Source organism: Pseudomonas beijingensis, from assembly GCF_030687295.1.
Classification (GTDB): Bacteria; Pseudomonadota; Gammaproteobacteria; order Pseudomonadales; family Pseudomonadaceae; genus Aquipseudomonas; species Aquipseudomonas beijingensis.
In genome coordinates, this window is the sequence record NZ_CP117425.1 from 4818945 (window position 1) to 4832143 (window position 13199).

11 protein-coding genes and 1 pseudogene are annotated in these 13199 nt (G+C 60.6%); 4 read left to right on the forward strand and 8 right to left on the reverse strand.

The genetic code is table 11. From position 1 onward, the window contains the following. The first annotated feature begins 77 nt into the window (after window positions 1-77). A complete protein-coding gene (locus PSH84_RS21355) occupies window positions 78-1001 on the forward strand; it encodes an AraC family transcriptional regulator (protein ID WP_305481759.1) in 924 nt (307 codons plus the stop codon). A 3-nt stretch (window positions 1002-1004) separates the two neighbouring features. On the opposite strand, the gene PSH84_RS21360 is transcribed toward PSH84_RS21355, so the two are convergent. The 5 genes from PSH84_RS21360 to PSH84_RS21380 all read right to left on the reverse strand — a co-directional run bounded on the left by PSH84_RS21360 (window position 1005) and on the right by PSH84_RS21380 (window position 7524). Then, the gene (locus PSH84_RS21360) at window positions 1005-1916 is read right to left on the reverse strand and encodes a LysR family transcriptional regulator (RefSeq protein WP_305481760.1); all 912 of its coding nucleotides are present in this window, start codon (window positions 1914-1916) and stop codon (window positions 1005-1007) included. Then, the gene (locus tag PSH84_RS21365) at window positions 1916-2836 is read right to left on the reverse strand and encodes a LysR family transcriptional regulator (RefSeq protein WP_122565778.1); all 921 of its coding nucleotides are present in this window, start codon (window positions 2834-2836) and stop codon (window positions 1916-1918) included. Before PSH84_RS21365 ends, PSH84_RS21360 begins: the two co-directional genes overlap by 1 nt. 91 nt (window positions 2837-2927) lie before the next feature. Beyond that, window positions 2928-3557 (reverse strand): glutathione S-transferase family protein, encoded by a 630-nt coding sequence (locus PSH84_RS21370; RefSeq protein WP_305481761.1) that lies wholly within the window; start codon window positions 3555-3557, stop codon window positions 2928-2930. A 130-nt stretch (window positions 3558-3687) separates the two neighbouring features. Then, entirely contained in the window at window positions 3688-5742 is a 2055-nt protein-coding gene (locus PSH84_RS21375) for a 2Fe-2S iron-sulfur cluster-binding protein (protein WP_122565780.1), read from the reverse strand. A 174-nt stretch (window positions 5743-5916) separates the two neighbouring features. After that, window positions 5917-7524, reverse strand: a complete 1608-nt coding sequence (locus tag PSH84_RS21380; protein ID WP_122565781.1) for an ATP-binding response regulator — start codon at window positions 7522-7524, stop codon at window positions 5917-5919. A gap of 100 nt (window positions 7525-7624) precedes the next feature. Here PSH84_RS21380 and PSH84_RS21385 point away from each other — a divergent pair, with 100 nt between their 5' ends. The 3 genes from PSH84_RS21385 (at window position 7625) to PSH84_RS21395 (ending at window position 10819) form a co-directional block, all read left to right on the forward strand. After that, window positions 7625-8263, forward strand: a complete 639-nt coding sequence (locus tag PSH84_RS21385) for a response regulator (RefSeq protein ID WP_122565782.1) — start codon at window positions 7625-7627, stop codon at window positions 8261-8263. 316 nt (window positions 8264-8579) lie between these two features. Continuing rightward, entirely contained in the window at window positions 8580-9077 is a 498-nt protein-coding gene (locus tag PSH84_RS21390; RefSeq protein WP_122565783.1) for a hypothetical protein, read from the forward strand. A 92-nt stretch (window positions 9078-9169) separates the two neighbouring features. Further along, a complete protein-coding gene (locus PSH84_RS21395; RefSeq protein ID WP_305481762.1) occupies window positions 9170-10819 on the forward strand; it encodes an ATP-binding response regulator in 1650 nt (549 codons plus the stop codon). Here PSH84_RS21395 and PSH84_RS29060 read toward each other — a convergent pair. From PSH84_RS29060 to PSH84_RS21405, 3 genes and pseudogenes are all read right to left on the reverse strand, one after another. Continuing rightward, entirely contained in the window at window positions 10800-11414 is a 615-nt protein-coding gene (locus tag PSH84_RS29060) for a methyl-accepting chemotaxis protein (protein WP_371128517.1), read from the reverse strand. The two genes, PSH84_RS21395 and PSH84_RS29060, sit on opposite strands and share 20 nt — an antisense overlap. Before the next feature lie 21 nt (window positions 11415-11435). Further along, window positions 11436-12155 (reverse strand): annotated as a pseudogene (locus PSH84_RS29065) (PAS domain-containing protein); the annotation flags it as partial. Between the two features lie 85 nt (window positions 12156-12240). After that, complete coding sequence (locus PSH84_RS21405) at window positions 12241-13146, reverse strand: transcriptional regulator GcvA (protein WP_305467409.1); 906 nt, start codon at window positions 13144-13146, stop codon at window positions 12241-12243. Window positions 13147-13199 lie beyond the last annotated feature (53 nt).

A 13199-nucleotide genomic window follows, 5' to 3' on the forward strand; every position in this document is an offset into this window, starting at 1 on the left:
TTTGACGCCCTCAGTTTTTCACCCTGGCGCCACTCGGTTTTGCTCAATCCGCTCAGTTTTTTTGGCGAAACGCTCAAATGAATGCGATCGATAAACTCATCAGCCTGGCCAACGTTCGCGGCAGCCTGGACCTGCGCTGTCAGTTCCAGGGCGACTGGGCCCTGGATCACGGGCAGCAAGCCCTGGGCACGGCGCCCTATCACATCGTGCTGGCCGGCGAATGCCGTGTGGAGTTTGCCGATGGGAAGCGCTTGCCCATGCGCGCCGGTGACATCCTGCTGTTGCCGCGAGGCGCCCCGCACCTCATGCACAGCCCTGGAAAAACGGTGACGCCGACCTCACCCCGGATCGTGACCGGAGGCACCCTGCCGATTCATCGCATTGGCGGTGCCAGCGCGGAGCTGGACATGCTTTGCGGGGGTTTTCACTTCAACCGGGCTTCGTTGCTGTTCAGCGCCCTGCCCGAATACCTGGTGATTCCCAGCGGCGCGTTACCGGCCAACGGGCCGTTGCCGGCATTGGTGGAGATCCTTCGCGGGGAAGCGGATGGGGACCAGCCCGGCGCGCGCTTCCTGCTCGACGCCTTGTCCCAGGCGCTGTTCACCCTGATTCTGCGTGCACACCTGGCGAGCCACGGCCAGGACAGCGGCTCGCTGGCCCTGCTCAGTGACAAGCGCCTGGGCCGGGCCTGGCAGGCGATGCTGGCGGACCCTGCGCACGAGTGGACCATTCAAGGCCTGGCGGACCTCGCGAGCATGTCCCGGGCCAACTTCATGCGCGCATTCGTCAAGGTGGCCGGTGTCTCGCCGTGGGTGCTGTTGACGCAAGTGCGAATGGAATTGGCTTTCAGCCTGCTCAGCCACTCACACCTGGGGCTGAGCGATATTGCCGTACAGGTCGGCTACCAATCCCAGGCTGCATTCAGCAAGAAATTCAAGGAAATCTACGGCGAGGCGCCAGGGCGGGTGCGCCGTGGGATTCAAGCCCCAAGCACGCGTTGACCATCAAGCGCTATCCGCTCGCAGGGCCGGGTGTGCGCGCAGGTGCTCGACGATGTAGTCCACGAAACTGCGCACGCGCATCGGCGCCTTGCGTCTTTCACGGTAGACCACATGCACGGGTATCGAGGGCGGTTCATAGGCTTTCAAGACCCTGCGCAAGCGTCCGCTGCTCAGATAGTCGTACAACGGATAGCTCAAGCAGCGCGTCAACCCGGCCCCATGAGCCGCAGCGTCAATGGCCGCCTGTAGCGTGGCGCAACTGAGCCGCGTGCGTGCCTTCACGCAGTTGGCCTCGCCCTGTTGTTGAAAAGACCACTGGACCCAATCCTGGTTGGCCTGCGTGGCGATCAATCGATGATCGTGCAGATCCTGCGGCACAACCGGCTCACCCTGCATCGCCAAGTAACCAGGACTGGCGCAGACGAGCGAGCGAACGCTGCCGACAGGTCGTGCGATCAATGAGCAACTGGGTAGAGGCCCCACCAGCACCGCCACATCCAGCCCCTCGTCATGCATGTTCGGGAAACGATCATGGTAGTGGGCAAATACCTTGATTTCGGGAAAGAGATCCATGTAGCCGGCCAACACCGGCGCCATGACATAACGGCTGAACAACGCGGGCAACAGAATCGTCAAATTGCCCTGCGCCTGGACATGCCAACCCTTGGCCGATGCTTCAGCCTCGTCGACGGCCTTGAGAATGCGTGAGCAATCGGCCATGAAGCCGACCCCGGCTTCCGTCAACACCACCCCGCGCGTGCTTCGTGACAGTAACTGCACACCCAGTCGCGCCTCCAGCCGAGCGACCGCACGCATCACGGTGGGTCCGGAAACGTTGAGGCGCTGGGCGGCCGAGGCGAGGCTGGGGCACTGCGACAGCGCGTGGAATATCAGCATTTCCTGGTGGCGCGCCATCAGCCGGCGCCTTTTACGACAGGCTTGAGCGTGACGTCGCCTCCCAGCCGATCCGCGAGGAAGTCCACGAACGTGCGCACCTTGGCCGGCACTCGATTGCTCTTCTGATACACCACGTGGATCGGCAACGCCGGTGGTTCGAAGGCCTTGAGCACCACTTCCAGTTCACCCTCGGCGACCTGCCGGGCCACTTGATAGGACAATACCCGGGTAACGCCCCAGCCCTGGCGGGCGATGTTGATCGCGGCCTGATTCGCGGTCACCACCAGGCGTGGCTCAACGCGCAGGCTCAGCGAGTTTGCGGCGTCCATGAACTGCCAGTGGCTCAGCAGATGACTGGCCGAAGACATCACAATATTGGCCTTGCTCAACTCGCCAGGATGGGTTGGCCGTCCATGGCGCTGGAAATAGGCCGGGGCACCGCAGATCACTTGGCGTACCTCACCGACCTTGATGGCGTGCTGATTGTTTTCCTGCAAATGGCCGATGCGGATCGCCACATCGATGCCCTCGTCCGCAATATTTACCACGCGGTCGACCAACAAGGCGTTGAGGTGTACCGAGGGAAATTGATCCAGGTAATCCGTCAACAAAGGTGCGATGTACAACTCGCCGAACAGCACCGGCGCGGTGACCGTCAGATACCCGCACGGGATCGAGTAGCTGCCGGCGGCTGCCTCCTCGGCCTCTTCGAGTTCACTCAGGATCCGCCGGCAATCTTCCAGGTAGCGTTGCCCCGCTTCGGTCAGGTGCACATTGCGGGTGGTGCGAGACAACAGCTGGGTGCCGATCCGTTCTTCCATCGCCGCAATGGCCCGTGTCACGCTCGGTGGCGAAATGCGCAGGCGCCGGGCGGCAGCGGCGAACCCCTCCTCTTCGGCCACCACCATGAAAATTTGCATTTCCTGAAAGCGATCCATGGGATCCAGCCTTGCTTGAGGGAGATTGAACATACTTGCTATGTCTGGAGGCTTGCCGGAGGACGCGTCCCGGCAAGCTCCTGCGTTTGACTCAGGCTTGCTGCAAGCCCTTGGCGGTACGCTGCATGCCGACGAAATTCGGCAGGGCTTCGATGCTGCCCAGCCAGGCCCGGACGTTGGGGTAGTCGGTCAGCGCGACGTTGCCTTCCGGCGCATGGGAGACGTAGGTGTACGCGGCCACGTCAGCAATAGTCGGTTGCTCACCGGCCAGGAACCGGCTTTGCCCTAGCTCCGTCTCCATCACCTTCAACAGGACATGGGAACGTTTGATGGCGTCTTCGGCGTCATAGCCGGCACCGAACACGGTGATCAACCGGGCATTGGCCGGCCCCTGGTTGATCTGGCCCGCGGCCACCGAAAGCCAGCGCTGCACCCGAGCCTGGGCGAGCGGATCGCTGGGCAGCCATCGGCCCTTGCCGTACTTGGCTGCGAGGTAGACCAGGATCGCGTTCGAGTCGGCCAGGACCACACCGTTGTCATCGATCACCGGCACCTGCCCAAAGCTGTTGATGGCGAGAAACTCCGGGGTCTTGTGCTCGCCTTTCATCAAGTCCACGAATACCAGCTCGGTCGGCAGACCCAGCAGCGAGAGCATCAGCTCGACACGATGGGCGTGACCCGACAACGGGTGGCGATAAAGTTTGATCGCGTTCTCAGACATGACGTACTCCATGTGGTTTGGGCTCGAAGCGGTGATCGCGTCGATGGCGCTATCCTCCGCTCCTGCTCCGGACAGCGGAATAACCAGCTTTTACAATCCAGCATTTCACCTGGTGAAACGATCAGAAACCCTAGACCTCGAGCACCAACGGCTCACTCCCCTGGGCCGGCACCGCACAACAGATCAGCACTTCACCTTCGCCAACCGGTTCGGCCGGCTGGCTCAGGTAATGCACCTGACCGCGGCTCAAGCGGGTTTTGCAGGTGCCGCAGGAACCGCCGCGGCAGCTGAATTCCGGGTTCAGGCCGCGCGCTTCGGCCAGTTCCAGCAGCGTTCCACCGCCGGGCTCCCAACGGGCCTCCTTGCCGGAACTGGCGAACAAGACCTTTACCGCTTCAGTCGCGGCCGGCACTTGCTGGGGCGCCGACATGCTGACTTCCAGATCACGCACCAGGGTGGAGGGACCGAAGGTTTCCGCATGGATGCGATCGTCAGGGATGCGCAATTTGCGCAGCCCGTCGTACAGGGCCTGGGTAAAGCTGCCCGGCCCGCACAAATAGAAGTCGTAGTCATTGAGAGGCAGCAGTTTCTTCAGCAACTCCACATCGATCCGGCCCGCCAGGTCATAGCCTTCCGCGCCCCCTCCCTCAGTGGGCGGTTGGCTGACCATGCGCACGACCTTGAGCTTGTCGCCGGCACGGGCGGCCAGTTCGTCGATCTCTTCACGGAACGCCAGGTCGGCCACCGAGCGGGCGCTTTGCAGCAACCAGACCGGACGCATACGACTGATGCGTTGTCCCTGGTAAACCACCTCACGCAACATCGACAACAACGGCGTGATACCCACCCCCGCTGCCAGCAACACCAATGGACGCCGCTCGGTGGCCTGGACGGTGAAATGACCCTGGGGCGCCCGCGCTTCGATCTCCTGCAGCGCCCGCACCTGCTCATGCAGGTGGGACGACACCGATCCATCGCGCTTGACGCTGATGCGCAGGAAATCATCCGACGGCGCACTGGAGACGCTATAGGTCCGGATCGACGGAGCTTTCTGCCCCTCCAGCTGGATTCGCACCGGCAAATGTTGTCCGGCTTCAAACCGAGGCAAACCCAAGCCATCGCTCGCCTGCAGGTAGAACGAGCGAATGTTGTGGCTCTCATCCACCACCCGCTCGACCCGCAACGAACGCCAGCGGCTACGCAGCGCCTCGGCCTGCAAGCGCTCGGCGGCTTGCTCCCAGCTGCCGGTCATTAACGAGTTGGGGGAATCGCCCTCGTCCTGGTCCTTCCAGCGCAGCGCGATGGCGGCCGGGCGATAGACGATGCGTTGCGGCGTGAAGCGCAGCAGCCGCTCGGCGCCTTGGAAGGCATTGATCTGGGGATCGTCCAGCAGGACTTGCGCCGAGCCGCTCATTTGCAGCAGATCGCCGGTCTGGAAATCGACGAACACCAGCCCGGCCCGTGGATTGAGCAGGATGTTGCCCAAGGTATTGAAGAACAGGTTGCCGGAAAAATCCGGAATGGTCAGCGATCCGTCTTCATCCATGCGCACGAACCCCGGCTTGCCGCCACGGTGGGAAGCATCGACCTGCCGCTCGCCATCGCGCACCACGTAGGTGGCGATATGGAACGAATCGGCCTCTGTCACCAGGCGACGGACCAGCGGGTCTGACACGGTCAATTGACGCGGTGCGGCGGCCTGCGCGTCGACAAATTGGTACTGGCGCAGGTTGATGTAGCGAGGGCAGTTGCCATAGGCCTGGCTCACTGCAATCTCCAGCCCCGGGGCAAGCTGACGGCGCACGACGCCGTTCATGCGATTACGCCGACGGGTGTGCAACTCGATCCCCAGCATGCCGATGGCATCCCCCTCGCCCATGCCTTCCTGGGCCGGGTCGTTCGGCTCGGGCTCAAGGTTGATGTGAAGGGTCTGCGGATCGGGCGAGCTCATGAACCCCGGTTGTCCCGCGCGCAGGGTCGCCCACACATCGCCTTGCCGATCCACCGCCCCCAGCACCACGAACGGCAGTTGGGCGTAGAACTCCCGGTGCTGGTCCGGCATCCACGTACGCGCCAGTTGCCGTTGGCCGACACCGGCCATCATGTCGACGGCCCCGACGGAGCGCTGCAAGGTCAGCTCTCCTTCGTGCCAGGGCGAGTTTTTTGCTTGCAAGGCTTCGTCCATCAGCTACTCCTCGCGCTCGCAGCATGAACGCCTGCGCCAGTGCGCTACGGTTAGGGATTCTCCGCCACCTTCTGCATGGGTATGCAAGTGGCTGGAGTCATCTTCTGCCCAAAGCGGTTGCGCAGGAATACGCACAAACTGCAATCCACCGTTTCATAAAATGGAATGGTGGGCTCAGGTCCTGACACTGGCGAAATGCTTGGTCAATTCGAGCAAGGTCGCCCGCAACTCCGGAGGTCGCACCGGCTTGGGGAGGATCGAAATATTCATGTGGTGCAAAGCGTGGCGAATTCTTTCGATCTCATGGCCGGTCATGATCATGGCGGGGACTTCCCAGCCCCGTTGTTCGCGAATCGCGGCGATGCATTCGGCCCCCGAGACCTTCGTACCCAGGTCGAAGTCGGCAATGATGATGTCGCAGTCACTGGTCACGCCCACCCCGTCGCTGTGGGTTTCCACTTCGCATCCCCACTTCTCCAACAGCGCAGACGTCGCCATCAGCACATTGTCGTCATCCTCCACCAGGCACACCCGCAAGCCCTGCAAGCGGCTTTGCGTGGGCAGCGGTCTGTCTATCACCACCCTTGGCGCGACCCTTTCCAGCCCTTGGATCATGGCACGTGTGCCCTGGCCGAGCCGGGAGTCCAGCTGGATGTCCAGATGGATCAGGTGGCTGATTCGCTTGACGATAGACAACCCCAGACCCAGACCCTCGACGTCCTTGTCACGGACGTGGCGTACCCGATAAAACTCCTTGAACACATCAGGCAGATGTTCGGCGGCAATGCCGCGCCCCTTGTCGTAGATCACCACGGCCAGGCGCGTGCCCTGGCGCCGCACACCGATCAGCACCGGTTGGCCGGGCGCGTATTTGAGGGCGTTGGACAGCAGGTTCTGGACCATTGTGGTCAGCATGCCTGGATTGACGCTGACCCAGTAAGGACAGGCGCGCAGGCGCAACTCGACACCGGCCCAGCGGGCGGCTTCGGTGTTCTGCTTGACCACGTCCTGGAGCAGCGCCCCCAGGTGCACGGGTTCGGCCTGCGGTTCAAGCTGCCCGTTATCGAGAGTGTAGATGTCCAGGATCGAACGAAACAGCTGCGACACGATGTGCAGCGAACGGTCGATATTGTCCACCAGTCGCAACTCTTCCTGGCCCAGCCTGGCGTCACGCAGGCAGGCGGTGAACAGGCCGATGGAATGAATGGGTTGGCGCAAGTCATGGCTGGCCTGGGCCAGGAAGCGGGATTTTTCCTGGTTCGCGGCAATCGCCTCTTGCGAAGCGATGCGGGTACGGGTCAGCAGGATATGCGCGTAGGCAGGCACCACGATGGTGGTGACGATCAACGTCAGGAACAGGTAGGGCTGGCCACGCCAGAACGGTGTGAGCAGGAAAATCACCCCCAGGGTCGACAGCGCGATACCGGTTGCCAGCGCCAGGTAGCGCGAGCCGAAACGCATGCCATTGCCCAACGTTACCCAGAGCAATGCCGCGTACGCCGGCAGCGTGCCCTCCCCGCCCACGATCAAGGCGAAGGCGAGGCTTGCGTAATCCAGTGTCATGGCAAAAAGACGACGCAGGAAGAAGTGCCCAGGCCAGCGCTTGACCGCCATGCGTAGCGGGATCGCGGTGCCGAAGAAAAAGACCATGTACCACAGGATCGGTACATAGGTTTCGAAGTCACTGGCCAGAAAGGCCACCACAATGATGTACAGCGCAGTACATGCCCCGACCGTCAACCTCAATGTGGCCTGATCAAGCTCGCTATTCTTTTCCGTCATATTCACAGGTTTATTCCAACATGAAAGTTTGTTTCAAACTGAAACCCGAAGGGCCGTTTAGGTTACGATGCGCGAACTTGTAATCAGAAGGATCTGAAGCATGACATGCAGAGTCATTGTGGCAGATGACCATCCTTTGTTTCGTGAAGGTATGTTGAGAACCCTCGAACGGCTTCTGCCGGCAGCCACCATAGAACAAGCGGGCAATCTGGAGGAAGTATTGACGCTGGCGCGTTCCGGGGTGGAAGTGGACTCCCTGATACTCGACCTGCGCTTTCCCGGGATCAAATCGCTGCACGTCATCGGCCAGTTGCGCAGTGAGTTCAAACGGACTTCCATTATTGTGGTTTCAATGATGGATGACATCGATGTTATTTCCCAGGTGATGGCCCTGGGGGCTGACGGTTTCATCGGCAAGAATATCGATCCCGCCGGCATTGCCGACGCCATCATGGCAATACGCGAAGGCGAAGTGGTGGTGAAGTATCAAGCCGAAAACGCGGTCCAGGACGATGCGTTTTCCCAACTGACTGCGCGTCAACGACAGGTACTTGGCTTGATCGCGGCCGGCAAGACCAACAAGGAGATAGCCCGGGACCTGGGCATTTCCCCGTTCACGGTGCGCATCCATGTCTCGAGCCTGCTCAAATCCCTGGGTGTCCCCACGCGCGCAGCGGCTGCGGCGCAATTTTCCAACTTCCCAAGCAATAGCGGATGGTCGGAAAAACCAGACAATTAAATGTGTAACAGCCGTCAATACTCATTGAGCATTACCCTCCTTGCTCGCCTCCGAGGCGATAGCACACTTGTACTATAGCGTCGCTCAGTACTCTCCCCCTAAGCTGTGGACGCTCCCTAAAAAGGCTGTTCAAACAGCCAAACATAAAGAAAGCCAACGCGCCATTCGCCATGCGGTATCACTGTGCCTATCGAAACGTTATGGCGTGCAAAGCCTATGGATTAAATAAACCCAAAGGCGGCGCAATGCTGGGTCAACTTCACCGACTGCCCGGTTGAAGTGGAAGGGTCCTGACATTAACTCAAGGAAAGTCATCATGTCCTTCGTATATGGAAAAACACTTAGAAACGGATTGTCACTGTGCGTGCTGGCGGGCGTACTCAACGGCTGTGCAAACACCGCTGACTTGGGTAATTTGATGAGCACCTTGAATCAGGGTGCGCAAAAATACGACGTCGCTTACCTCAAGCAAACGATCATTCCGGGCAAGACGACAAAAGGCCAGATCACTCAAATGTTCGGCGTGCCGAGCAATGAAGAACTCAATTCGACCAGCACCAGCAACGAGTCGAACTGGACCTATGAAAAGGGTGATGAGGGCCTGGATAAATACATGAAGCTGGCCCATAAGTACGTGTCGCCCGAGACGCGCCTGAAGATGTATGAAACCTCGGCACAACTGTCCAAGGTACAGACCGTGGCCAATGACATGAGCAGCGCGACCGGCACGAGAACGGGCCAAAGCCAGACCCAAGGCTCGGTATTGACCATTTATTTCGTCGATGACGTCGTGAAGTACTACAGGGTCTACTGACGCAATGGCTCGTCCATTGGGGACAGCATCACGCCTGTCCCCAACCCTCACCGAGACTAGCCGCTACGCTTGGAGGCATCAGAGATCATGAGATGCCAAAGCCAGTGGAAAAGAACAGTGAACTCGACCAGGCGACTTTACGCCTGACCGTCAGCGCCTGTGCGCTGTTGTATATCGTCGTATTGGCCAGTCTCCATCCCGGTGATGCCACAAGCTACGTGCCCATCATCGTCTACATCGTGACGTTTATCGTCGCCTCGGTATTCCTGCGCATGATCATCAAGCGTTGGCCGGGACACTTCTTCTGGCGACGCCTCTTCTCGATGCTGCATGACTACACAGGCATCGCTTTCGCCATGGTGCTGGGCGGTGAAAGCGCACTGCCGATCTACGCCGCGCTGCTCTGGGTTACCTTGGGCAATGGCATGCGCTTCGGCTCGCGCTACCTGGCACTGGCAACCGTTATCGCGCTGTCGACCCTGGTGCTGGTTTTCTGGCTCAACCCATTCTGGCACACCCAGCCCTACATGTTCCTGATGGTGATCGTCACCACCATCGTGGTGCCCGCCTACGCACACATTTTGCTCAAGCGCACACGCATTGCCTCCGAAGAAGCCATGGCGGCCAACCAGGAGAAATCACGGTTCCTGGCCCAGGCCAGCCATGACCTGCGCCAACCCATTCCTTCCATCGGCCTGTTCACCGCCTGCCTGCGTGACGCCAGGCTGGGCCTGGAAGAATTGCGGCTGGTGGACAACATCGACCGTTCGCTGCACACCGTATCGCAGCTGTTCCGTTCGATCCTCGACATCTACACCCTGGACCACGGCCAACTGATGCCGAAGGCGGACACCGTCCATTTGGGAGCGTTATTGCAGGACGTCGTCAAGCAGAACACCGAGGCGGCTCGCTGGGCCGGGGTCGAATTGCGCCTGCGCGCCTGTCCTTACTGGGTCAGCGTCAATCCAGGCATGCTGACCACAATGGTCCAGAACCTGCTGTCCAACGCCCTCAAATACGCGCCCGGCCAACCGGTGCTGATCGGTGTGCGGCGCCAGGGCACGCGCCTGGCCGTGGTGATCTACGACAAGGGGCGCGGCATTGCCGCCGAACATTTGCCCGAAGTGTTCAAGGAGTTCTACCGCGTGCGCCATGTGCGCGACAAGGATGTCGAGGGCCTTGGCCTGGGCCTGTCCATCGTCAAGCGCATCAGCCAGATACTCGGTGTCGATATACATATCCGTTCCACCGTAGGACAAGGCACCCAGGTGGCGATCAGCGGCCTGGAACTGGCGGCGCCAAGGGCCATGGAGCCCAAGGTGTTACCCGTCCAGCATCGCTTGGACGGATTACGGGTGTGCTTGGTGGAAGACGACGCCAACGTCCTGATGGCGACATCGGCGCTCCTGGAAAAATGGGGCTGCGAGGTGGAAACCCACAGCGACGGCGAAGGGCTGACCAGCGATTGCGACATCATCATTGCCGACTTCGACCTGGGTACGAAGGTTTCCGGCTCCGAATGCATCGCCGCGATACGCGAGCAGCGCGGCTGGCAAGTCCCGGCGCTGGTCATCACCGGGCATGAGATCGAGCGGATACGCCAATCGCTGCACAGCCTGAACATCTCGGTGCTGGCCAAGCCCGTGCGACCGCCAGAGCTGCGAGCGGTACTGCTTGAACGGGTCAAGCACATGGATCGCCAGGGCATGGACTCAGCTCACTTCAACCCACCCAGCCGATAGCCGTCTTGGGGATCACCTCGGACTCGTCGAGCTTGGACGCAAACATGCTGACCGCATCGAGGGCGTCGGTGGTCCCGTTCCTGATCTGCACGATGACCGATCCGGCCTGGTCTGCCAGGGTGACGCCGCGCAAGGCGCCCTCATGGGTCACGTTCATACTCGCGACGGCATCGCGGGTTTCGGAGAGGATCATGCCGATCATTTCAGCAATCTCCGAGGTGGAGCGGCTGGTACGCCCGGCCAGTTGCCGGACTTCGTCGGCCACCACCGCGAACCCCCTTCCCTGATCGCCGGCCCGCGCCGCCTCGATGGCCGCGTTGAGGGCCAGCAGGTTGGTCTGGTCGGCAATGCCGCGAATGGTGTTGACGATGGCCGTGATCTCTTCCGAACGAGCCCCCAATTGTCCAACCAGGCGTGCGGAGGCGCCGATGTTGTCGGCGATCTCACGCATCTCCTTGGCGGTCTGGTGGATCACCTGGGCGCCCTGCTCGGCCACGCGTTCGGTTTCGGCGGAGATGTGGTACGCACGGGAGGCGCCGCGCGAATCCTCTTCGAATTTCTCCACCCGTTCGGTGATGTCGCTGGCGAACTTCACAACCTTACACAACTTGCCTTCGGCGTCGTAGACCGGGTTGTAGCTGGCTTCCAGCCAGACGACTTTGCCGTTTTTGCCGAGGCGCTTGAATTGACCGCTGAAAAACTCACCGGCGTTGAGACGACGCCAGAAATCACTGTACTCCGAGCTGCCCACCAGGCTCGGTTCGCAAAACATCCGGTGGTGCTTGCCCTTGAGTTCAGCGAGTGAGTAATGCATGACATTCATGAAGTTGTCATTGGCGGTCAGGATGTTGCCGTCCAGGTCGAACTCGATAACCGCCATGGCCCGGTCGAGGGCCGCCAGCCGGCCACGTGTCTCGGCCTCATTGGCCACCCTGACGGTGACATCCAGTGCGTACTTGACCACCTTCACGACGCGGCCTTGCTCGTCCACCACCGGGTTATAGCTGGCTTCCAGCCACACGTTCTGGCCTGAGGCGCTGCGGCGTTGAAACGTGCCGGACACGAATTGACCGGCGCGCAACTGGTTCCAGAACTCGCGGTACTCGGCGCTGCCCGCCAGCGCAGGGGTGCAGAAATCCCGATGGGACAGGCCGGCCAATTGTTCTGCACGGTACCCCATCGTGCTCAGGAAATTCTCGTTCGCCCGAAGGACCTTGCCGTCGGGGCTGAACTCGATAACAGCCATCGACCTATCCAAGGCCCCGACCAGTCCTTTGTAAGTTGCCAATTCGGCCGTCCTAGCCGTCAGTTCATTTTTTAGTTTTTTATTAAACATGACGTACCCTCGGTGAACCCTGAAAACAACCGGACCTTCTATGTGTATATCGGCTGGTTGGCTGGGGACTGAACGGTATCTGTAATCATGTTTCGGCGCCAAAACTCACCGAATCCATCAACCAGGTTCTAAAGGCCTGCACCTTTGGCGCATCGGCCAGTTCGTGGGGGGTGACGAAGTAAAAGCCCAGGCCATCCTTCAACCGCAGATCAAAGGGTGCAACCAAGCGTCCCGCCTTCAGGTCATCCTCGACATACGTTGAACGGCCGATGCACACCCCCAGGCCATCAACCGCCGCCTGTACGGCCATCATGGCCAGGTCGAAGGTCAGCCGGCTGCCTTCGGCCAGTCTTTTCGGTTGGCCAGCGGCACTCAACCACGAAGCCCAGTCGCCACTGGTCACCCCGCTGACCTGCAACAAGGTGTGCTGGGCCAGGTCGCCAGGGTCCTGCAAGGGGGCGGGACCTTGCAGCAGCCTGGGGCTGCACACCGGGAAGATTTCGTCGGCCATCAGCCAGTCGGCCCGCACACCCTTCCAGTCACCGACGCCGTAACGAATGGCCGCATCGACGCCGCCCTTACGAAAGTCCACCCGTTCCGTGGATGCGGTGACACGCACATCAATATGCGGGAACGCTTGTTGGAAGGACGCCAGCCGCGGCAGCAACCATTTGGAGGCAAACGAAACCAGAGTACTGATCGTCAAGACGCTGTTGTTGCGGCTTTCCAGCAACGTCTCCGTGCAATAGCGCAGTTCATGGAAGGCCGACCGAACGCCTGGGAAATAGGCCTGACCTTCACGGGTCAGGGCCAGACCGTCCTTGAGCCGCAGGAACAAGCGCACGCCCAACTCCTCTTCGAGCCGGCGAATCTGATGGCTTATGGCTGTTTGAGTGACGTTCAGCTCTGCTGCGGCTTGGGTAAAGCTCATGTGCCTGGCGGCTGACTCGAATGCTTTCAGGCCGTTGAGAGAAGGGATTCGGCTGGCCATGGAGGTTTGCTGTGCTCATGAGATTTTGTCATACGCTAGCACTGAAGATGTCC